At 71.4% G+C, this 20,390-nt stretch carries 21 protein-coding genes; 12 read left to right on the forward strand and 9 right to left on the reverse strand.

Annotated features, from left to right (window positions below):
- Window positions 1-741 (forward strand): FUSC family protein (locus AC1DWC_RS25690; protein ID WP_477912602.1); only part of this gene is annotated, 741 nt, incomplete at its 5' end.
- Between the two features lie 135 nt (window positions 742-876).
- Here the strand turns inward: AC1DWC_RS25690 and AC1DWC_RS25695 are convergent.
- From AC1DWC_RS25695 to AC1DWC_RS25705, 3 genes are all read right to left on the reverse strand, one after another.
- Window positions 877-1,386, reverse strand: a complete 510-nt coding sequence (locus AC1DWC_RS25695) for a hypothetical protein (protein WP_477912604.1) — start codon at window positions 1,384-1,386, stop codon at window positions 877-879.
- 371 nt (window positions 1,387-1,757) lie between these two features.
- A complete protein-coding gene (locus AC1DWC_RS25700; protein WP_477912606.1) occupies window positions 1,758-2,261 on the reverse strand; it encodes a hypothetical protein in 504 nt (167 codons plus the stop codon).
- A 1,370-nt stretch (window positions 2,262-3,631) separates the two neighbouring features.
- Window positions 3,632-4,429, reverse strand: coding sequence for a hypothetical protein (locus AC1DWC_RS25705; RefSeq protein ID WP_477912608.1), 798 nt, complete (start codon window positions 4,427-4,429; stop codon window positions 3,632-3,634).
- 135 nt (window positions 4,430-4,564) lie between these two features.
- Between AC1DWC_RS25705 and AC1DWC_RS25710 the strand changes: the two genes are divergently transcribed.
- Both AC1DWC_RS25710 and AC1DWC_RS25715 read left to right on the forward strand, forming a co-directional pair.
- A complete protein-coding gene (locus AC1DWC_RS25710; RefSeq protein WP_072844339.1) occupies window positions 4,565-5,332 on the forward strand; it encodes an SDR family NAD(P)-dependent oxidoreductase in 768 nt (255 codons plus the stop codon).
- A gap of 120 nt (window positions 5,333-5,452) precedes the next feature.
- Entirely contained in the window at window positions 5,453-5,941 is a 489-nt protein-coding gene (locus AC1DWC_RS25715) for a hypothetical protein (protein WP_477912610.1), read from the forward strand.
- A gap of 6 nt (window positions 5,942-5,947) precedes the next feature.
- Here AC1DWC_RS25715 and AC1DWC_RS25720 read toward each other — a convergent pair whose 3' ends face one another.
- The gene (locus AC1DWC_RS25720; RefSeq protein ID WP_477912665.1) at window positions 5,948-7,510 is read right to left on the reverse strand and encodes a TM0106 family RecB-like putative nuclease; all 1,563 of its coding nucleotides are present in this window, start codon (window positions 7,508-7,510) and stop codon (window positions 5,948-5,950) included.
- A gap of 230 nt (window positions 7,511-7,740) precedes the next feature.
- Here AC1DWC_RS25720 and AC1DWC_RS25725 point away from each other — a divergent pair, with 230 nt between their 5' ends.
- Genes AC1DWC_RS25725 through AC1DWC_RS25750 form a run of 6 tightly spaced genes read left to right on the forward strand, consistent with a single transcriptional unit; the run spans window position 7,741 to window position 11,504 of the window.
- Window positions 7,741-8,361, forward strand: coding sequence for a DUF6474 family protein (locus AC1DWC_RS25725; protein ID WP_477912612.1), 621 nt, complete (start codon window positions 7,741-7,743; stop codon window positions 8,359-8,361).
- A gap of 29 nt (window positions 8,362-8,390) precedes the next feature.
- A complete protein-coding gene (locus AC1DWC_RS25730; RefSeq protein WP_477912614.1) occupies window positions 8,391-8,924 on the forward strand; it encodes a hypothetical protein in 534 nt (177 codons plus the stop codon).
- Between the two features lie 48 nt (window positions 8,925-8,972).
- Entirely contained in the window at window positions 8,973-9,629 is a 657-nt protein-coding gene (locus AC1DWC_RS25735) for a YcnI family copper-binding membrane protein (RefSeq protein WP_072844333.1), read from the forward strand.
- Entirely contained in the window at window positions 9,626-10,153 is a 528-nt protein-coding gene (locus AC1DWC_RS25740; protein WP_072844331.1) for a copper resistance CopC family protein, read from the forward strand. Before AC1DWC_RS25735 ends, AC1DWC_RS25740 begins: the two co-directional genes overlap by 4 nt.
- A 5-nt stretch (window positions 10,154-10,158) precedes the next feature.
- On the forward strand, window positions 10,159-11,112 hold the full coding sequence (locus AC1DWC_RS25745) for a CopD family protein (RefSeq protein ID WP_477912617.1): 954 nt from the start codon (window positions 10,159-10,161) through the stop codon (window positions 11,110-11,112).
- A gap of 32 nt (window positions 11,113-11,144) precedes the next feature.
- Complete coding sequence (locus tag AC1DWC_RS25750) at window positions 11,145-11,504, forward strand: MmcQ/YjbR family DNA-binding protein (protein WP_477912619.1); 360 nt, start codon at window positions 11,145-11,147, stop codon at window positions 11,502-11,504.
- Here the strand turns inward: AC1DWC_RS25750 and AC1DWC_RS25755 are convergent.
- Complete coding sequence (locus tag AC1DWC_RS25755) at window positions 11,501-13,141, reverse strand: DHA2 family efflux MFS transporter permease subunit (protein ID WP_477912621.1); 1,641 nt, start codon at window positions 13,139-13,141, stop codon at window positions 11,501-11,503. The genes AC1DWC_RS25750 and AC1DWC_RS25755 overlap by 4 nt on opposite strands.
- A 250-nt stretch (window positions 13,142-13,391) precedes the next feature.
- Between AC1DWC_RS25755 and AC1DWC_RS25760 the strand changes: the two genes are divergently transcribed.
- From AC1DWC_RS25760 to AC1DWC_RS25770, 3 genes are read left to right on the forward strand one after another with little or no spacing between them, the layout of a single operon-like run.
- On the forward strand, window positions 13,392-14,780 hold the full coding sequence (locus tag AC1DWC_RS25760; RefSeq protein ID WP_477912623.1) for a DUF1254 domain-containing protein: 1,389 nt from the start codon (window positions 13,392-13,394) through the stop codon (window positions 14,778-14,780).
- A gap of 59 nt (window positions 14,781-14,839) precedes the next feature.
- Window positions 14,840-15,643: an SDR family NAD(P)-dependent oxidoreductase gene (locus AC1DWC_RS25765; protein WP_477912625.1), complete on the forward strand. Its 804-nt coding sequence runs from the start codon at window positions 14,840-14,842 to the stop codon at window positions 15,641-15,643.
- An 11-nt stretch (window positions 15,644-15,654) separates the two neighbouring features.
- Window positions 15,655-16,089, forward strand: a complete 435-nt coding sequence (locus AC1DWC_RS25770) for a protein-tyrosine phosphatase family protein (RefSeq protein ID WP_477912627.1) — start codon at window positions 15,655-15,657, stop codon at window positions 16,087-16,089.
- 7 nt (window positions 16,090-16,096) lie between these two features.
- On the opposite strand, the gene AC1DWC_RS25775 is transcribed toward AC1DWC_RS25770, so the two are convergent.
- The 4 genes from AC1DWC_RS25775 to AC1DWC_RS25790 are packed head-to-tail and all read right to left on the reverse strand — an operon-like array spanning window position 16,097 to window position 20,390.
- A complete protein-coding gene (locus AC1DWC_RS25775) occupies window positions 16,097-16,540 on the reverse strand; it encodes an SRPBCC family protein (protein WP_477912629.1) in 444 nt (147 codons plus the stop codon).
- Window positions 16,541-16,542: 2 nt separating this feature from the next.
- On the reverse strand, window positions 16,543-18,096 hold the full coding sequence (locus AC1DWC_RS25780) for a succinic semialdehyde dehydrogenase (RefSeq protein WP_477912631.1): 1,554 nt from the start codon (window positions 18,094-18,096) through the stop codon (window positions 16,543-16,545).
- 33 nt (window positions 18,097-18,129) lie between these two features.
- Entirely contained in the window at window positions 18,130-18,729 is a 600-nt protein-coding gene (locus tag AC1DWC_RS25785) for a hypothetical protein (RefSeq protein ID WP_477912633.1), read from the reverse strand.
- 41 nt (window positions 18,730-18,770) lie between these two features.
- The gene (locus tag AC1DWC_RS25790) at window positions 18,771-20,390 is read right to left on the reverse strand and encodes an acyl-CoA synthetase (RefSeq protein WP_477912635.1); all 1,620 of its coding nucleotides are present in this window, start codon (window positions 20,388-20,390) and stop codon (window positions 18,771-18,773) included.

Raw genomic sequence — 20,390 nt, forward strand, 5'->3', positions numbered from 1 at the left:
GCCCACGCCCGCGAGGTGGTGGCGGTGAGCGCCCGCGGCGAGCGGAGCACCGCGCACGCCCGCGACCTCACCGCCCTGCTCGCCGACGCCGACCTCGCGGTGGAGCGCTGGCTGGTCGACGGTGACGCCGACCACCTGCACCGGGTCGCCGCGCACGAGCATGAACTCCGTAAGGTAAAGCGCCGCATCGCCATTCCCTCACCGGACGACGCGCCGGAGCTGCCGCCGGTCGGCGGGTTCCTCACCGACGGGGTACGCCGGCTGCGCTCGCGCGGGCTCCTCGCAAACGGCGCGCGCATCGCCGCGGCGTCGGCGCTGGCCGGCGGGGTGGCCGCGGCCGCCGGCCTCGGGCACCCGCTGTGGGCCTCGCTCGGCGCCATCGCCGCCATGCAAGGGCTCACCTTCAGCCACACCGCGCAGCGCGCCATCGCCCGACTGCTCGGCAACATCGGCGGCGCCGCGATCGCGGCGGTCCTCATCGCGGCCGCCCTGAGTTACTGGCAGGCGGTCGTCGCGATCGTGGCGCTGCAGGTCCTCGCCGAACTCCTGGTGGTCAGGAACTACGCACTGACCTCGCTCGCGGTCACCCCGCTGGCCCTGCTGATGGTCGGGCTGGGCACGCCCATCACCCCGGACATCGCGGTCCCGCGGGTGCTGGACACGCTGGTCGGCGCGGTTGTCGGGGTCGTGATCGCGGCAATAACGCTGCGACGGTCGGTCCATTCACCGACCGCGGGATGACGGCACCGGCCGCAATGGTCGGTCCCGGCCGCCAGGTGCACGTCTCGCCCTTCCTCCCCCCCCAGGTTCTCGGGCCGCCGCCCTCCCCGTCGAGGGGACTCGCGAACCCCTCGACAGGTAGGCCTCGAACACCGGTCAGGAACCCGCGCTCCCGATACCACCACTAACCGGGACGACCCGGGTGTTCCCCTTCGCAACCCAGCCTTTTGACGCCGGGACCCCGGTGCCGGTGAAGGTGAATCCGTTGTCGCCGTCGACATCTTTGTCTGGCGCTTTGTAGTCGAACACGAGACTGACCATGCCGCTCCGAAACGTGCTGGCGATCCACCCCGGCTCGAGCGCCCAGCCCCCGTCAGGCGCCGAGACAGTGACATCCCCGGTGACGGGATCCACCACCACGGTCGAGTCTAGGGACACACCGTATCCCTCAGATCCAGGTGCCGGTGAATACCCGGTCGCCTTCACCCCGACGAACTCGAAGCCTCTCGGAGGGTGGTGGGTGACGCTCGTGACGTCAACATTCACCTCTGGTACCGGAACGTCGAATGCGGCTTCCCGCGCTGTGACGGCCGCCGTGAATGTGACGTCGGCACCAGGGTCAACCGTCTTGACACCGGAGTACGAGCCTTGGTAGTTGCCGAGCATCCCTGATTCCGAGAAGGTGTTGCGATAGCAAGGCCCCCGATCCGGAAACCACGGGTCGCTGTCGTGGCAAGGGCGCACGAGGTTCCGCCACATCTCGTCCGCAGACCCTGTCTGCCCGGCCGCGGCCCCCGTACCTACCATCGCGCCACCCGCGACGACGGTCAGCGCCGCGAGCACCGCCCCGCCCTTACGCACCAGATGTCCCACCATTGAACAGCTACCCTTCACTTTGATCGACCGCGGGGCTTCATGACGTCCACCGCAGATGCGCAGCATCAGTGCGGAATGCGGCGACTGAGCACCGGGGAATCTTCGCGGCGACCCCGTTGGGCCGCCGGTTCATCAATTCTTCGAAAGAGGTTCGCGCGCAGTCAGCTTCCCGAGCTGCCGAACCCGCCGMGGCCCTTCGGGGCCTCGGTGACCTGGGTAGTTCCCGTCGTCACCCAGCCCTCCGACGCGGGGACGCCGGTGCCGGTGAACGTAAGGCCGCTGGCACCGTCGCGAACCGGCCGGGTCGCGGTGTACCGCAGTTTGACTGTCACAGTGCCTGACCGGTAGTAGATTCCTTGGGGTCTGGGCTGGCCCGCGACCACCGGAATGGCCCAACCCCCAGCGGGCGCCGCGACCGTGACATCCCCGGTGGCGGGATCGACGGCAACAGCCGAGTCCAGGACCGTGACCGGGTACCGGCCAGGAGTCCAGTCGTAGGAGGTGACCGCCGCCCCCGCGAACGTGAAACCCTCCGGCGCGTGGTGCGTGACGGTCGCGACGTCCACGTCGGGGAGTCCCGTCCAACCATCACCTCTGGTCTCGAACTCTGCCTTGAACGTGACCTCCCGCCCGACGACGGCCTCTACCGGACCCTCGTAGTACACCCCAATGTCACCACGCGCCGCGTAGCCGTGGAAGGCGTCATCGCACTGGCGGCCGCACTCGGCAGCGGGACCTCCGGGCCCCGCACTTCCCGTTGACGCAGCCCCTGCTCCTCCGGCACCCGTCACCGCACCACCCGCGACGATGGCTAGCGCGGCGAGTACCGCTCCACCCCTGCGCACCTGTCGTCCGACCATTGGCAATACCCCCATTCCGCGGAGCCGACCCAATGCCCGCCCCAAACGCTCGCCAAGAATATGCTGGGCAGCAGCAGGTCGCGGCAGAATCGAATGCAGTGTTTGCGCAGTTCAAAGGGTTAAACGCTCTCGGCAGCGGTGCACACCAGGGCGGCGGCGCTTCAGGGACTGGCCTTCAACCACACCGCGCAGCGCACCGTCGCCCGACTGCTCCGCAACATCGGCCGCGCGGCGGTCCGTCCATTCACCGACCGCGGGATGACCGCGCCGGCCATACAGCCCGGTGTGTCTCGGTGTTTCGACTGCGCCAGACACGGCTGCCGCCGATCGGAATCCCGGCGACGGCAACCGCAGCCGTCAGCTCCCCAGATGCTGCCTCGGCACCCCGTTGGGAAAGGCGGTTTCCGGGGGGATTCCCAGCAGCCAAGCGGTCAACTGCTCCGAAGCGGACGGGAGCGGGTCGGGGCAACCATCCTGGTGAGACGCGCATCCTTGCCAGAGGTCGCCCTCGTCGATCGAACCGCTCGCAACCCCGGCTGCGAGCACCGGCCAGGCCAGCCAATCGGCGGGGCTCCCGAACAAATCAGTGGAACCCGAGGCGGTCCCCTGGACGGAACCACCCGCGGGTTCCGCGGCGGACGCCGAGCCCCCACCGAGGGCCAGACCGCCACCGACCAGAGCAGCCGCGACAAGGACGGACGCGCCGCGGCGCGCCAAGGTTCGAAACATTCAGGTTCCTTCATTCGAGGTTTCGGGGACGGATCGCCACACTGCTCGAACGCCCCCCGACCGCGTCAGCGTAGAGCGAAATCCATTTCTCTACAGAGGAATTCGGTGATCATCATCTGTAGTCAAATGCGTTGAACGCTACTGGGATCGGCCCCGGCCGTGCCGGAGTGCCCGTGCAGTCCGGGCGCCAGTCCGCACCGAGCGGCTCGACACCTCACGGTGCGGTTCGGGTCGCCCCGGAGGCTACGTCCTCGCGAAGGCGAGTTCCCCAACGGAGCCGATCGCGGTGCCAGCACAGGGACTTTCCTGTCGCCACTGACGGGAATTCGACGCCAATTTCCGCAGTCACAGCGCTGCACGGTACGTCCGTCGCCGCCGCACCGGATCCACCACGCCCGCGTCCTACGAACCGAGGCCGGTTCGTAGGCGTTGCCCGTGTGAGTTGGCTACGGCCCATCCGGTGTGGCGTCGGCAGAGAAGGTTCGAGCGACGAGAATCCCAAGCAGGTCACCTGCACTGGGGCCGATGAATTCGCCGGTGCTCGTGCCGTATCGCGGTGAGACAACAGGTGCGTACCCGGGGCCCTCGAAGGTGACGCCGTGACTTCCTTCACCGTCGGGGGCCTTCCCCCCCGACGAATATCCCCACCTCGGTGTGTAGGTGAGCTCGTACTTGAGTCCGCCCTGGACGGTCGTGCTGCCCGAAGGATCAGTGATCGTGGTGGTCCGGGCCTTGGTATCCGCCGCGTGACCCAGTGCAAGCGGGTCGAGCACGTCCCGTCCGCCTTCGCGGCGAATCCGACTGACGGTGACATCGGTCAGCTCGTACGAATGCGGCGTGTTGTGGACGAGTCTGGTGATCTGGCGATCCGGGTCATCCGCGTCGGTGATGGTGATCGCGAAGGTCACCGGGGATCCGACGGTCACCTTGTCCGGATATTGGTAGGTGATGTCGAAGCCTTCCTGAGTGAACGACCCCACCTTCTTGTCGGTCGAGCACACCGGCCCGCACCCGGCGCCTCCTTGCGCGGCGGCGGTACCTGCACCCACCGTCATGCCCAGTGCACCGATCGTGACGGCCGCCATCACCGCGGCACCTGTTCTCGTGAAAGTTCGCTTCATCACCGTTCCCCTCGTCCAGCGAAAGCGTCCGGCGGACGCCCCGGCCGCGTAACGATAGGTGTTCCACTGTCGTCGCGGACCGGGATTCGTCGACGACTTTTCACAGGTCACGGTGTTGTACACAACGATGGCGAACCACTCCGGGCAGGGAGGCACGGAGTTTGGGTGAACCGTCCTTAACCAGACTCAGGGCCAGGCGCTATCGTTCAGGTCACTACCGGCTGGCCAACGGTGGCCGCCAGAAAAGAGGATCGAACAGTGGAACTCCAGGGAACCGCAGCACTGGTCACCGGTGCAGCCTCCGGCCTCGGCGCAGCCACCGCGAAGCGCTTCGCCGACGCAGGCGCCACCGTCTTCGGGCTGGACCTGGCCCAGTCCATCGAGCGGGCCGGCGACAGCGTCCCGGCCGGCGTCACCCTCATCCCCACCGACGTCACCAGCGGCGACGAGGTCCAGGCCGCGATCGAGCAGATCGTCGCCTCCGGCGTGCCGCTGCGCACCGTCGTCAACTGCGCCGGCGTCGGCTGGGCCGGCCGCATCCTGTCCAAGAACGGCCCGCACGACCTGGAGCTGTTCCGCACGGTCATCACCGTCAACCTTCTGGGCACCTTCAACGTGATGCGCCTGGCCGCCGACGCGATCGCCAAGACCGACGCCGTCGATGCCACGGGCCAGCGCGGCGTGGTCATCAACACCGCCTCCGTCGCGGCGTTCGAGGGCCAGATCGGCCAGATCGCGTACTCCGCGTCCAAGGGCGGCGTGCACGGCATGACCGTCCCGGCCGCCCGCGACCTCGCGCAGTTCGGCATCCGCGTCAACACCATCGCCCCCGGCATCATCGACACCCCGATGCTCGCCGGCGTCACCGACGAGTACCGCAAGGGCCTCGAGTCCGGCGTGCCGTTCCCGTCCCGCCTGGGCCGTCCGGACGAGTACGCGCAGCTCGCGCAGATGATCGTCGAGCACGACTACCTCAACGGCGAGACCATCCGCATGGACGGCGCCCTGCGCATGGCGCCGCGCTAACCCTCCCCCGAGATCGGGCGGGCTCCGAAACCCGGGGCCCGCTCGATCACGCCCGGCAGGTCAGGACGGATAAACTCAGCAGATCCGACCGAGCGCACGAATCCCACGGGAGGCGCACGCATGTCCGATCACCGAGCAGTCCGCGCCGTCGCGGCGGTCGCACTGGGGCTCGCCCTGGCGGCGGGCGCCACATCAGCTCCCGCGGCGGCCACGGCCCCGGCCGCCACCGCATTCCAGGTTCCGATGGTCTACCTGTCCAACTGCTTCTTTCTGCTCATGTGCACCCTGCCCTTCCCGGTTTCCGTGACACCGACCGTGACCCCGGCCCCGGCAGCGGGCACCGTGACTTTCGACGTGCAGCAGCAGTCCCTGCTGGATGACTGCGCCGACACCTGGATCCACTGGCGCAACCTCGCCACGGGAGCGGCCGGCGAGGCTCGGCTCGCCGTCGGGTACAACGACTCCGGCGTCGGTCCTCCGTGCCTGCGCATGGCCACCGTCGTGACCACGGGATCCGGTCCGGTGGTCGCCACCGTCACCGCCCCGCCCGGGGGAGACCCCCCGCTCACCGTCGTCAACCCGGGGTTCGGTGCCTTCCTCGTCCGGTAGCCGGACCTACAGCTCCGAGGCGAGCGGAATCTCGGCCTCGGCGCGGTCGGTCATCCACTCCCGCAACACCTTTGTCGCCCGGACGTCGTCCTCGTTGTAGACGAACAGCCGCTCGCGCTGGTCGAGGTTCGGCTCCCCGTCGTAGCCGACCGCCTCCCGGTACCAGCTCATCGACGCCTCGCCACCGGCCTCCGCGTCCCGCCAGTTGAACCCGGCCACCGGCGCGATCTTCTTGAGCCCCTTGCCGTTCGGGCAGACGAACTGCTCGCCCACCGCCTGGTAGATGTCCACCCAGTGCGGGCCGTCGATGAACGTCCGGACCTGCTTGACGGTGGGGATCCCCGGCATCCCGGCGAACCGGGTCGCCGAGTCCAGCAGCCACTTGTCCTCGGCCGCACGCGAATAGCAGTACGCAGCAAAGGTTTTCCCCTGCGCCAGCGTCGCCTCGAGGGTTCCGGTCAGCCAGGTCCAGAACTCGGCGAAGGAGCGGGCCTCGTCCCGTGTCGGCAGCGGGTCCCAGGTGACGAACGGGCGGTACGGCTCGGTGACCCCGCCCTCCGTGAGCAGCGTGCCCCACAGGTAGGCGCCGTGCTCCTGGTAGCTCTCCATGTCGACGTCCACCTCGACGTCGGCGCGCTGCACCGTCACCGTCTCGTGCCGGCGCGCCAGTGGCACGCCTGCCAGCCACGCGCGCGCGATCACCACGGAGTCGGCGAAGCCGTTGCCCTGCCAGTCCTCCGGCGCCGGCCCGTCCCAGGCGGCCAGCGCGTCGATGGTGTCCACACCGGCCGCGCGCAGGACGTCCGCCCGCGACCCCGACGCCACCAGGGACACGTCACGCGCCTGCGTCAGCTCCGCCTTGCACGCGTCCCACCAGGGGCAGGACCGGCACTCGCCGATCTGCGAGGGGACGGTGGCGAGCTCGCCGCGGGCGACGGCGATCCGGTCCGCGAACCGCTCGTCGTACTGGTCCATCACCGCGGCCAGGTCGTGCACCAGGATGCACTCGCCGCCGTACCCGATGGCACCGCCGAGCATCGCGGGGCTGGCGTGGCCGCGGCGTTCGAGCATCCGGTACAGCTGCGCGAGCCGGAACTGGTCGCGCAGCTGCGCGCGCACCTTGCGGGTCTCGTCGACCGCGGGCGCCCAGACGTCCAGGCCCGACGTCACCGCGCCGCTGCCCGGGTCGGTGACCTTGTGGTTGACCACGATCACCGGGAAGTAGCCGCCCCGCTCGGCATCGCGGACCAGCAGCTCGGCCCGGCCGCGGCGGCCGGTGTCGAACTCCAGCGGCAGCACCGCGCCCCAGATCCGGTCGGCACCGTCCGCGCAGGCCGCCAGCGTGGCCGCGGCCCGCTCCCGGGCCGGCGCGGCCGGGTCGACGACCACCCAGCGCAGTCCCTCCGCCTCCATCAGCCGCCGCCGCATCGCCTCGCGATGCGCGCGGGCCGCCTCGCGGCGCTGCTGGACCCCGACGTCCTCGGGAACCGACGCGACCACGGCCGGGTGCGCCGCGTCGAGGTGGACGCGGTGCCGACAACTCGTCAGCGCGCGGGGGTCGATGAGCACCGGTGGTGACTGCCCCGGCGTGGGCGGGGGCAGTTCGGCGACGGCCGCCTGCGGCTGGTCCTGCGGGTCTTGCGAAGAAATCACAATGAAAGAGATTATGGTCCGCCGTACCGACAAGCCGCATCGCTTCACCGCGGCGCCATGCCCCCGCCGCGCCGGGCGGTGTCGCGGATACGCTGTAGCGGACACGCGCGCCGGTGTTCGCGCACCCGAGACGAGGGGCTCTACGCATGGGTTTGTTCCGGAAACGCAAGACACGCGCGACCCGCCGTGCGGAGGCGAAGGCACTCAAGACGAAGGCCAAGATGGAGGCCAAGCTCGGTGCCCGCAACGACCGCAAGAAGATGAAGTCCGACTCGAAGTCCACGAAGAAGATCGAGAAGGCTCAGATCTCGGCGCTGAAGGCACAGGAGAAGGCGGCTCAGCGCGGGGGCAAGCTCAGCGTCAGCCAGGTCCGCAAGTACATCGGCATCGCACGGCTGCTCACCCCCGTGCTCGCCCCGCTGATCTACCGCGGCGCGGTGGTGGTGCGCGGCCAGCTCGACCAGCAGCGGGCCGCGAAGATGGGCATCGCCGCGGAGGAACTCGGCACGTACACCGGGCACGGCGCCCATCTCAGCGCCCGGATCGCGGGGGCCGAGCGCTCCGCCAACGACATCGCCGCGCAGTTCAACGACGCCGAGACCGTCGCGTTCACCACCGCGATCCGCGGCCGGTTGACCGAGCTGAGCACCGCCGTCCGGGCGGCCGAGCAGATGCCCACGCCGCGCCGCAGGGCCGCGCACCACGCGATCGCCGCCGAGCTCGACGGCGTCGAGGCCGACCTGTTGGCGCGCCTCGGCGTGCGCTGACCGAAGCCGAACCAGGACCGACGAGACCGATGACCGCCCCCCGCACCACCCCGACGGCCCGCATGCGCGGCGCCGCGGTGGGGGCGCTCACCGCGGCGATGGCCGTGGCGGGGCACGGCTTCGGGGGCGGCGGCTTCCCGTCCACCGCGGCGCTGACCCTGCTGGTGCTGGGCTGCGCCGGCGTCGGCGCGCTCACCGGCAGCATCCGCGGCGGTGGCGGCCTCGCGCTGCTCGGCGCGCTGGCCTGCGGGCAGCTGGTCGGTCACCTCGCGTTGTCGACCGCGCTCGCGCATCAGCACGCCGGCGCCGACCTGTCCCCGCGCGGGCTGTCGATGCTCCTCGGGCACGCCGCCGCCACGGTGGTGTGCGCGGCCCTCATCCGCGCGGCGGAACGGCTGTACGGCCCGATCACCCGGGTGCTGCGGGTCCTGCTGCGGCCGATCCCGGCACCGCCGCGGCCTACCGCCGGCGCCATTCGCGCCGCAGGGGTGGGCGCCGCCGGGCCGATGCTGCTCGACTTCGCAATCTCGAGACGGGGACCGCCGGCGGCGGCACGCGCCTAGCCGCACTCCCCCAGGTCTTCCTCTCGAGTAGAAACGACAACCACACAGATGAACATCTCCCTTTCGCGTGCCCTCGTCACGGCCGGCGCGGCCGGTGGCGTGCTGCTGCTCGGCTCCGGCGTCGCCTCGGCCCACGTCGGGGTGAGCGCACCCGGCGCCGCCCAGGGCGGCTACACGGTGCTCACCTTCAAGGTGCCCACCGAGTCCGACACCGCGGGCACCACCAAGCTGACCGTCACCCTGCCGGGCCTGAAGTCGGCCCGCACCGAGCCGATGCCGGGCTGGACCTCGCAGGTCGTCAAGGACCCCGCCACCCAGGCCGCCACCGAGGTCACCTGGACCGCGGACCCGGGCGTGGCCGTCGGCCCCGGCCAGTTCCAGCAGTTCCTGCTGTCCGCGGGCCCGCTGCCCAGCGAGGACACCGTGTCCTTCCCGGCGGTGCAGACCTACAGCGACGGCAAGGTCGTCTCCTGGAACCAGCAGCCCGGCCCCGACGGCGCGGAGCCGGACAAGCCGACCCCCAGCCTGACCCTGGCCGCGGCCGAGGAGGGTGACGGCTCGCACGGCGCGAGCACCTCGACGGGCGACGAGCCCGACGCCGCCGTGGACACCACCGCCCGCTGGCTCGGCGGCGCCGGACTGGTGCTCGGCGCGCTGGGCGCGGCCCTCGGCATCGGCGCCACCGTCCGAAGCCGTCGGGCATGAGCGCCCGGATCCGCGTCCTCGCGGTCGCACTGCTCGCTGTTCTCGCCGCGCTACTCGGCGGGGGCGTCGCCGCCGCCCACTCGGCGGTGACCGCGTCCAGCCCGGAGAACGGGGCCTCGGTGGCCACCGGACCCGACCAGGTCACGCTGACGTTCAACGAGCCCCCGCAGTCCAGCTTCGCGACGCTCACCGTGGTGGGCCCGGACGGCAACCTGTGGTCGAAGGGCGAGCCGACGGTCCAGGGCCAGACCGCCAGCGTGCCGGTGGGTCCGCTCGGCCCCGTCGGGGAGTACACGATCGCCTACCGGATCACCTCGGCGGACGGGCACCCGGTGAGCGGTACCAGCAAGTTCACCCTGACCGAGCCCGGCACCGGCACCCCCGGCCCCAAGCCGGGCGGCGCCGCGGCCGAGGGCTCCGACGACAGTTCCGACGGACTGCCGCTGTGGCCGTTCATCGCGGCCGCCGTCGTGGTGTTCGCGGGCGGGCTGGCGTTCATGCTGCGCCGGCCCGCCAAGGACTGACCTCGATGGGCCGGGCGGGCGCGCCGCGGACCGGTCCGCGGTGGCTGCTGCTCGCCGGGCCGGCCGGGCTGGCCGGCGTCGGCCTCGCCTGGCTGTTGGCGACGCCGTCGGGCCCGGACCCGTCCAGCGCGATCCGGCTGCTGTCGGTGCTGCTCGGCTCCACGGTGCTCGGCCTGGCGGCGCTGGAATGGCTCCAACGCGGGGACCGGCGGCCGGCGGTCCCCCGGGCCGACCTGTGGCGTCCGGTCGCGGCGCTGGCCGGCGCCTGGTCGGTGGCCGAGGCGGCCCTGCTGGTGTCCGCGGCCGCCGAGACCGCGGAGCAGGCGCCGGGCGTGCTGCCCGCCGCCGCGTTCGGCCGGTTCGTCGGGGAGATCACTGCCGGCCAGATCGGCGCGGCGGTGCTGGCCTGCACCGCCGCGCCCACCGTCTTCGCGGCGGTCGCGTTCCGGCTGGGCGCACCGTGGTCGCCGCTGCCGGTGGCAATGCTGGCCGGGTTCGCGTTGACCGCCCGCCCGGTGACCGGGCACATGTCGGCGCAGACCCTCGGGTCGGCGTTCGTGGCGGTGCACGTGCTGGCCGCCGCTCTGTGGCTCGGTCCGCTGGTCGCGATGGCAATGCTGGTGCGCGGTCGCGGCGGCTGGGCGCTGCTGCTGCCGCGCTACTCCACCCTGGCGTGGCGGTGCGTGGCGGCGCTGGCCGTGACCGGGACCGTGGACGCCGCGGTCCGACTCGGCGGTCCCGGCGCCCTGGTGGACACCGGGTACGGGCGGATCGTGCTGGCGAAGGCCGTGGCCCTGGTCGCGCTGGCCGGGCTCGGCTGGTGGTGGCGTCGCACCTGGGTCCCGGCGGCAGGCGCACACCGCACCCCGGCCGAGGAGTCGCTGCGCCGCGCGACGGTGGAGGTGCTGGCGCTGTCGGTGGCCTTCGGCCTGGCCGCGGCGCTGGCCACCACCGCCTGACCGGTGTCGGTGGGCGGGGCTAGAAAGGAACCATGCCCACCGAGCGCGACGCACGCACGCTGATGCTGGCCCTCCCCGAGGCCGAGGAGGTGGTGGTCGCCAACTGGGGCGACCAGCCGACCTTCCGGGTTCGCAAGAAGATGTTCGGACTAGTCGGATACGGCGCCCCGACGGTGTGCCTGAAGGCCACCCGCGACGACCAGGCCGCGCTGATCGCCGAGAACCCGGACGTGTTCCTGGTGGCGCCGTTCTTCGGCCGGTGGGGCTGGATCGACGTAGTGCTGGCCCGGGTGGACCCGCAGGAACTCGCCGAACTGGTCGAGGAGGCCTGGCGGCTGACCGCCCCGAAGCGGGTGATCGCGGCGTACGACCGCGACTCGGAGACCGGCTAGTCCCGGCGCGAGCGCGCGTTGAGCGCGGTCGCGCTGACCAGTCCGAGCGCCAGGAACCCGGACGCCACGAACAACGCGGTGCGGGTGGAGTCGCCGAAGCCCTCCGCCAGCGCGGTGGTGACCTCCGGCCCGGCCGGCCCGAGCTTGCCCTGCTCACCCTGCTCGCGCAGACCGGAGATGGTGCCGCCGGCCGAGTCCCGGGTCGCGGTGACCAGCTGCTCCTGCACCGGCGGCGGTACCGCGGTGACCGGTTCGAGACGGTCGGTGAGGTTCTGCGCCAACGAGATCGAGAGCACCGCACCCAGGATCGCGGAACCCAGCGCGGCGCCGAGCTGCCGCACGGTGCTCTGCGTGGCCGACCCCTGCCCGGACTTCTCGGTGGGGATGTCGGCGAGCACCGTCCCGGTCAGCTGCGCCGACGCCAGCCCCAGCCCGGCGCCGTACACCGCCAGCAGCGCCGCCAGCAGCCACGGGGACACCGTGGAGGAGATGAACACCGCGACCACGGCCACGCCCACCGCCTCGAGCGCCAGGCCCAGGATCACGGTCTTCGGCGCACCGAACGCGGCGGCGACGTGCCGGGCCGCGGCGCCGGAGGCGAAGGCGCCCAGCGCCATCGCGGCCAGCACCAGACCGGCGCCCATCGTGGTCAGGCCGAGCGCGTTCACCAGGAACAGCGGCAGCACCAGCAGCAGGCCGAACTCGCCGATCGCCACGGTCAGCGCGGTCAGGTTGCCCCAGGTGAACGTCGGCACCGAGAACAGAGTCAGGTCGAGGATCGCGGATCGGTGGCTGCCGCGGGCCCGGTGCCGCTCCCACACCACGAACAGCACGAGGCAGGCGGCGCCGATCGCGCCGACGACCGGGACCACCGACACCGGCGCGTCCTGCGGCCACTCGATCCCGAACACGCTGAACGGCGCGATCGGCTTCCACCAGCCGAGGCTCTGCCCCTCGATCAGCGCGAAGATGACGCCGCCGAAGCCGATCGCGCTGAGCAGCAGGCCGTCCACGTCGAGGCCCGGCTCGGTGATCTTGGCGCGGGTCTCCCGCACCGCGAACAGGGCGCCGATGATCACGGCGATCCCGATCGGGATGTTCACGATGAAGATCCACGGCCAGGTGAAGTACGTGGTCAGCCAGCCGCCGAGCAGCGGACCCACCGCCGCCATGCCGGAGATGACGGCGCCCCACACCGCGAACGCGACGATCCGGTCCTTCCCGCGGAAGGTGGCGTTCACGCTCGACAGCGTGGTCGGCAGCACGAACGCGCCGCCGACGCCCTGGACCACCCGGGCCACGATCAGCGAGGTGGCGCTGCCCGCGGCGGCGGCCATCAGGCTGCCGGTCATGAACAGCAGCACGCCGACGATGAACATGCGGCGGCGTCCGAGCCGGTCGCCGAGCCGTCCGGCGGTGAGCAGCAGCGCGGCGAACACCACCGAGTAGACGCTGTTGACCCACTGGGCGTCCGTCAGGTCCATGTTCAGGTCGGTGATGATCACCGGCAACGCGACACCGACGATGGTGCCGTCGACCACGATCATCGACAGGCCGGCGGCGAGGACGCCGAGCCCGATCCAGGCGCGGCGGTCCGCCCCCGGTTCGGTGTCGATCTCGGTGGAATCGGTCGACATCGTGGACCTCCCGGCTCGAAGCATCTGTCACCGAACGACTTCGGGACCGTGTCGATTCCACCAGGTCCGGGCCGCCTCGGCCGGCCCGAACCGCCGGTCGTCACCGAATTTCCACCTTTCGATTGAGGAGCGACATGCGTCAGCGCTCCCCATGCACCTGCGGCGCCGCCCGGTCATCCTCGGCGGGTGAGGCACCGGGCACCCGGTTGCGGCAAGGCTGGCCAGAACACCCGAGGCGTGGAGGTACGCAATGTCGAGTTCGCAACTGCCCGGCCGGATGGTGGACGTCCGGATGGACGGGGAACTCCCCCGGCGTGCGGATCTGCCGCTCGTCTTCGACGAGCTCGACCACCAGCTGGCATGCCAGGCCTACCTGTGGGCACTGCCGCTGGTGTCGTACGCACAGTGGAAGACCCAGCACCGCGACGTCTTCGGCGCGACCGACTACGACCTGGTGCACTACGTGAGCTACCGGGACCGGCTGGGGCTCATCACCGCGAACGCGACGACGCCGTACATCCTCAACTTCATCGACCTGAGCCGGACCGGGCCGCTGGTCGTAGAGGTGCCGCCCGGGCACACCGCGGGTGGGTTCTCCGACTTCTGGCAGCGCGAGTTCGGCGTCCTCGGCGAGATGGGCCCGGACCAGGGGCGCGGTGGCAAGCACCTGATCGTGCCGCCCGGGCAGGACGCCCCCGACGTCGGCGACGGCTATTACGTGCACCACGCCACGGGCACGAACGTGTTCTTCGGATTCCGCACGCTCGACCCCGACCACCAGCGGTCCCAGCAGCTGGTCGACGGGGTCCGCATCACCCCGTTCGACGGGCGGGAGGCGACGGCGACCCGCATCGTCTCCCCAGACGGTCGCGCCTGGAGCGGTGACCAGCCGCGCGGCCTCGACTACTGGGTCCGGCTGCACGAGATCTACCAGCACGAGATCGTCGACGAACGCGACCGCTTCTACCTGGCCATGCTCAAGCAGCTGGGCATCGAGAAGGGCCGGCCGTTCGCGCCGGACGAGCGGCTGACCCGGATCCTGACGGCCGCCACCGCAACGGGCGAGCTGATGGCGAAGGCGAACTCGTTCGCCAAGCGTTTCCCCGGGGCGATGTACTGGCCGGACCGCAAGTGGGATCTGGTCCTCCAGCTCGACCGTTCGGACCAGCGCGGCTCCGACTACGACCAGCTGCTCGAGCGCGCCGCGTGGTTCTACGAGGCGGTCAGCTTCTCCGAAGCCATGAAGAGCCAGACGCCGGGCGTCGGGCAGGCCTACCTCGGCGCGTACACGGATCTGTCGGGCGAGTGGCTGGACGGCGGCGAGCACTACACCCTGCACGTGCCCATGGACCCGCCGGCCAAGCTGTTCTGGTCCGTCACCGTCTACGACGTCGACACCCGGTGCCTGATCGACAACGACCAGCAGCGCGGCGACCGCGGGTCACGCAATCCCGACCTCGTCACCAACGACGACGGCTCCGTCGACCTCTACTTCGGGCCGACGCCGCCGGACAACAAAGATGCGAACTGGATCCAGACGATTCCGGGACGACATTGGTTCTCCTACTTCCGGTTCTACGGCCCGCTCGAGCCCTATTTCGACCGCACCTGGAAGCTGGACGACATCGTTCCGCGCTGAGCGGGGCCGGACTCGGGTTCCGCCACCGACTCCGGCGCCGGCCCCTAAGCTCCGAAACCATGTCCTCGACACGGGAATGGTTGTTCAGGGTCAGGCATGCGCTCGACACGGGTTCACCGTTCCGGTCCCGGCGACGGCGTCCATCCCTGGCCGACGCCGAGTTGGGCGCGGCCGGCGCGACGGTGCTGCTCGTCGCGCGGCGGGCCCCGGAACTGGGCGAGGTCGCCGCGACGGTGACCGCGCGCGGGGGCACGGCCGCGGTGTACCCGTGCGACCTCAGCGACCTGGATGCGGTCGCCGCGACGACCGCGCAGGTGCTCGCCGCCCACGGTCGCGTCGACATCCTGGTCAACAACGCGGGGCGGTCGATCCGGCGGTCCCTGGAGCAGTCCTACGACCGGATCCACGACTTCGAACGGACGATGCAGCTGAACTACGTCGCCGCCGTCCGGCTGATGCTCGCCTTCCTGCCCGGGATGCGGGAGCGCCGCTTCGGTCAGGTGGTCAACGTGCTCTCGCTCGCGAACCTGACCGGCGGGCCCGGGTACGGCGCGTACGTCGCGTCCAAGGCCGCCCTGGACGAGGTCTCCCGGTCCTTCCAGGCGGAGACGCTCGACGAGAACATCCGCTTCACCTCGGTGTACATGCCGCTGGTGCGCACCGAGATGATCACGCCGAACGAGAGGTACGCGAAGACCGCCGCGCTGACCGCCGAGCAGGGCGGGCGGGTGATCTGCGACGCGATCGTCGACCGCCCCCGGCGGGTCGCGCCGCTGCTCGGGCGGCTCGTCGGCCTCGTCGACGCGGTCAACCTCGCACCTGCCGACGCGGGCCGCAACCAGCGGTTCACCGCCGGGATCTGAGGCTGCCGCGAATGAATTCCACGTGGGACGCAAGCACTTCCGGGCTGCTGCGGCTGCCCTCCGGACGACTCGTCCGCGGACGCGGCCTCCGTCGACCCCTGCCCGACGGCGCACCGCCCGAGTTCGGGCTCTACCTGCTCGGCCGCCCACCGGCCGCCCAGCCGTGGGACACCCGGTGGATCCGGTGGCCGGACTTCTGGTTGCCCACGGACCCCGCGGTCGCGCACGACGCGTTGCGCGAGGCGTGGCGCCGATCCGAGTTCGAGCGGGTGGAGGTCGCCTGCGGCGGCGGACGGGGCCGGACCGGCACCGCGCTCGCGTGCCTCGCCGTGCTGGACGGCGTGCCCGCGCGCGAGGCGGTGGCCTTCGTCCGGGACCGGTACTCCCCGCACGCCGTCGAGACGCCGTGGCAGCGTCGCTACGTCGCGCGGTTCCCCTCGGCCTGAGGCCGGGTCAGCGCTCGAGGTACCCCTTCATCCGCGCGAGGGTGGTCTGCATGCCGGACTGCATCAGCGCATTCCGGTTGCGCCCGATCAGCTTCGACCGCTGCACCAGACGCACGTGCAGCGCGGGGGTGCCGTAGATCTCCCGGGTCTCGGTGACTCGGGTACCGGTCCCGGACGGCTCCACCAGGTACGTCCAGCGCGCCTTGGACTCGTCCACCTCGAACGAGAACCTCTGCCCCGCAACCACGTCGACCACCGTGCAGTGGGTGGTCCAGCGGATCAGACCGTGCCGGTTGCCGCCGGTGAACGTCGCCCCGACGGTCAGCGGCTGTCCGCCGGTCCAGCGCCCGCCGGTGTTCTCGGGACTGAACCGGCCGAAGCCGGCGATGTCGGTGACGACGTCCCACACGGCGGCCGGCGCGGCCTCGATCCGGACGCTCGCGCGGTCCACGGTCAGCGCCCGGGCAGGTACTGCATCACCTTGATGAACGGCGCCAGCGCCTTTGCCCACAGCTTCGGCGGAAGTCCGCGCGGCCCACCGAGATTGAGCACCCGGGTGGTGGCAATGGTCTGCGACTCGGTGTACTTGAGCATGCCGTCGGGGCCGTGCCGGCGACCGACACCGGAGACGCCCATGCCGCCCATCGGAGCGGCGGTGCTGCCCCACGCCGGGGCGTAGCCCTCGTCGACGTTGACGGTGCCGGCGCGGACCTGCGCGGCGATGGCCTCGCCCTCGGCCTTGGTGCCCGCCCACACGCTGGCGTTGAGGCCGTACTCGGTGTCGTTGGCCAGGCGGATCGCCTCGTCGACGTGCGCGACCGGGTAGATCGACACCAGCGGCCCGAACGTCTCGTTGCGCGCGCACTCCATCTCGTCGGTCACGCCGGTGAGCACCGTCGGCTCGTAGAACAGCGGGCCCAGGTCGGGGCGGGCCTTGCCGCCGGCGACCACGGTCGCGCCCTTGACCACGGCGTCGTCGACGTGCCCGGAGACCGTCTTGACCTGCGCCTCGGAGACGAGGCTGCCCATCTCGATGCCGAACTCGTAGCCGGCGCCGAGGGTCATCTTCTTGACCCGCTCGCCGAAGAGCCGGATGAACTCGTCCGCCACCGGCTGCTCGACGTAGATGCGCTCGATCGAGATGCACAGCTGGCCGGAGTTCGAGAAGCAGGCGCGCACGGCGGCATCGGCCACCTCACGCAGGTTCGCGCCCTTGGTGACGATCATCGGGTTCTTGCCGCCGAGCTCGGCGGAGAAGCCGATCAGCCTGCGGCCGGCCTGCCCGGCGAGCAGCTGGCCGGTGGCGGAGGAACCGGTGAACATCAGGTAGTCGGTGTTCTCGACGAGCGCGGTGCCGACCACGGAGCCCGGGCCGGGGACCACGGCGAACACGTCGCGGGGCAGGCCCGCCTGGTACAGCAGGTCGACGCAGGCCAGGGCGCAGTACGGGGTCTGGCTGTCCGGCTTGATCACCACGGCGTTGCCGGCCAGCAGCGCGGCGATGGCGTCGGAGACCGCGAGGGTCATCGGGTAGTTCCACGGCGAGATGACGCCGACGACGCCCTTCGGGTGGTGCCGCACGACGGTCTTCGTCAGTGCCGGCAGCATGCCCTGCACGCGCTTCGGCGCGAGCGCCTTCGGCGCCGTGCGGGCGTAGTAACGCGAGGTCATCGAGATGTCGAGGACCTCCTCCTGTGCGGCGGCGCGCGACTTGCCGGTCTCGGCCTGCGCCATGTCCATCAGCGCGTCGCGGTTCGCCAACACCAGGTCGCGGTAGCGGTGGAAGATCCGGGCGCGTTCCTCGGCGGGACGCGCGGCCCAGGCGACCTGGGCGACCCGGGCGCGGGCGACCGCGGCCTTCGCGTCCTCGGCGGTGCCGACGGGGATGGTCGCCAGTTCGCGGCCGGTGAAGGCCTCGACGACGGGCCGGGTCGGCCGGCTCGCGGCATCTTCGATCGCGACGAGTTCGAGAAGCCGCGCGAACGTTGCGGCGGACGGAGCAGGCATTTTCGCACCCCTACTGGTGAGTATTTCTTCGAGTTACGTCAACCTACCTGGTCGGTGGCCCGCATCACAGGGCAGCCGAGAAACCGCCACTGCCGTCCCGGCGACCGCGGCTGCCGCGGGCACCGGGGAGGTCCGGTTCCACGAAACAGCGGCCGCGAGGTAGTCCGCGACCTGCCCGGGATCCCAGCCGTGTGCCTCCCGCAGGCCCGCGCCGAGTGCCCGCAGATAGGCGGGCGACGGGGCCGTGTGCACCGCCGTCGACCCCCGGGCCCGGCAGGTGAACGTGCGCATCGCGAGCCCGCCGCGGCGCCCCAGGTCCAGCACCCTGTCGTAGCACTCGGGCTCCTGGGACCGCACGTCGTCGAACTGCTCCTCGGTCAGCAGGTACGCCCGGGCCGCGACCCGGCCCGCCTCGTCCGGGTCGTAGAAGGCCCGGCCGCCGCCCCACACCCGCGAGCGGCCCGCGAAGAAGACCCGGCCCGGCACCAGGACCGGCGCCGACTCCCGCGGTGCGCGGCCGTCGCGCGCGCCGGGTTGGGTGCGCCGACCACCGGCGGGGCGACCGCCCCGCAGGTAGCAACCCAGCCGGTCGACCGACATGTTCGACCCGTAACTGACGTACCAGATCAGCACACAACCGACCGTACTCGGCGGCCACACCGCCGGGCCGCGGGTCAGGCCTGCGCGACCGTCTCCTTGGCCCAGCGGTAGTCCGCCTTGCCGCTCGGCGAGCGCAGCACGGCCGGCACCACCACGATCGACCGCGGGATCTTGTACCCGGCGACGTGGGCCCGGCAGTGCTCGGCGAGCTCGGCGGTGTCCACGTCCTCGTGCCCGTCCCGCAGCGCCACCACCGCGGCCACCTTCTCGCCGAACCGGGCGTCGGGGGCGCCGGCGACCAGGGCGTCGAGCACCGCGGGGTGCGTCTTGAGGGCCAGCTCCACCTCCTCGGGGTACACCTTCTCGCCGCCCGAGTTGATACACGTCGAGCCGCGGCCGAGCAGCACGATCGTCCCGTCCGCCTCCCGCCGACCCATGTCGCCGAGCACCGCCAACCGCACCCCGTCCACGGTGGGGAACGTCGCGGCCGTCTTGTCCGGGTCGCCGAAGTACGCGAGCGGGACGTGGCCGCGGCGGGCGATGAAGCCGGGCTCCGCGGAGTCCGCGTCGAGCACCCGGTTCCGCTCGTCGACCAGCAGCATGTTCGGGTTGGACCGGATCCGCTTGGTGCCGTCGGCGCCGAACTCCACCACCCCGTCGTTGCCGGACTCCGAGGCGCCGAAAGCGTCCTTGACCACGAGCCCGGGCAGCATGTCGCGCAGCCGGTCCTTGAGTGCGGGCGAGAACAGGGCACCGCCGGAACCGATCAGCTTCAGCGACGTCAGGTCGTACCGCGAGCCGTGCTCTGCGACGGCGTCCGCGATCGGCCCGGCGATGGCGTCGCCGACGACCGTGATGCCGGCGATCGACTCCGCCTCGACGAGGCGCAGCACCTGCTCGGGGTCGAAGGTGCGGGCCAGCACGCGCGGCGCGCCGGACAGGAACGCGGTGAGCAGGGAGTAGATCGCGGCGCCGTGCATGAGCGGCGGAATCAGCATCAGCACGGCCGGATTCGTGTTCGCGACCGCGGCGTCCACCACTTCGCCGACGGATCGCCGCGGCGGCCCCGCCAGGTTCGCGCCGGACAGGGCCGCGTAGAAGAAGTCCTCGTGCCGCCACACCACGCCCTTGGGCATGCCGGTGGTGCCGCCGGTGTAGACGACGAAGTGGTCGTCGGCGCTGCGCGGGGCGAAGTCGCGTTCGTCCGACTGCGCCGCCAGCGCCGGTTCGTAGTCCCGGACGTCGACACCCGCCAGGTCGGTGCCCGCCTCACCGACCACCAGCACGTGCGCCAACCCCGGGCACTGCGGCAGCGCGGCGGCCACGGTCGGCACGTAGTCGGACTCGACCACCAGCGCCACGACCTCCGAGTTGTTGTAGAGGTAGACCAGCTCGGCGTCGGTGTAGCGGTAGTTGACGTTGATCGCCACGGCCCGGATCTTCAGGCAGGCCAACAGGCATTCGACGTACTCGATGCAGTTGCGCATGTGGATGCCGACGTGCTGGCCGGGCCGCACGCCGATCGACTGCAGGTGGTGTGCCAGGCGGTTCGCGCGCCGGTCCAGCTCGAGGTAGCTGCGACGCTGCACGTCCAGCTGCCCCGAACCCGGCACGGACGACCCGAAGATCAACGCAACCCGGTCCGGGATCGCGTCCGCGACGGCTTCGTAGAGATCGGCAATGTTCAACGTCAC

Source organism: Rhodococcus sp. P4_C10 (assembly GCF_056402135.1).

What these genes read in the sequence shown, in the direction of transcription:
- AC1DWC_RS25780 (WP_477912631.1), bottom strand. Translation starts at nt 18,096, where the DNA reads ATGCCTGCTCCGTCCGCCGCAACGTTCGCGCGGCTTCTCGAACTCGTC.
- AC1DWC_RS25715 (WP_477912610.1), top strand. Translation starts at nt 5,453, where the DNA reads ATGTCCGATCACCGAGCAGTCCGCGCCGTCGCGGCGGTCGCACTGGGG.
- AC1DWC_RS25770 (WP_477912627.1), top strand. Translation starts at nt 15,655, where the DNA reads ATGAATTCCACGTGGGACGCAAGCACTTCCGGGCTGCTGCGGCTGCCC.
- AC1DWC_RS25755 (WP_477912621.1), bottom strand. Translation starts at nt 13,141, where the DNA reads ATGTCGACCGATTCCACCGAGATCGACACCGAACCGGGGGCGGACCGC.
- AC1DWC_RS25750 (WP_477912619.1), top strand. Translation starts at nt 11,145, where the DNA reads ATGCCCACCGAGCGCGACGCACGCACGCTGATGCTGGCCCTCCCCGAG.
- AC1DWC_RS25760 (WP_477912623.1), top strand. Translation starts at nt 13,392, where the DNA reads ATGTCGAGTTCGCAACTGCCCGGCCGGATGGTGGACGTCCGGATGGAC.
- AC1DWC_RS25740 (WP_072844331.1), top strand. Translation starts at nt 9,626, where the DNA reads ATGAGCGCCCGGATCCGCGTCCTCGCGGTCGCACTGCTCGCTGTTCTC.
- AC1DWC_RS25725 (WP_477912612.1), top strand. Translation starts at nt 7,741, where the DNA reads ATGGGTTTGTTCCGGAAACGCAAGACACGCGCGACCCGCCGTGCGGAG.
- AC1DWC_RS25695 (WP_477912604.1), bottom strand. Translation starts at nt 1,386, where the DNA reads ATGCTCGGCAACTACCAAGGCTCGTACTCCGGTGTCAAGACGGTTGAC.
- AC1DWC_RS25765 (WP_477912625.1), top strand. Translation starts at nt 14,840, where the DNA reads ATGTCCTCGACACGGGAATGGTTGTTCAGGGTCAGGCATGCGCTCGAC.
- AC1DWC_RS25735 (WP_072844333.1), top strand. Translation starts at nt 8,973, where the DNA reads ATGAACATCTCCCTTTCGCGTGCCCTCGTCACGGCCGGCGCGGCCGGT.
- AC1DWC_RS25745 (WP_477912617.1), top strand. Translation starts at nt 10,159, where the DNA reads ATGGGCCGGGCGGGCGCGCCGCGGACCGGTCCGCGGTGGCTGCTGCTC.
- AC1DWC_RS25730 (WP_477912614.1), top strand. Translation starts at nt 8,391, where the DNA reads ATGACCGCCCCCCGCACCACCCCGACGGCCCGCATGCGCGGCGCCGCG.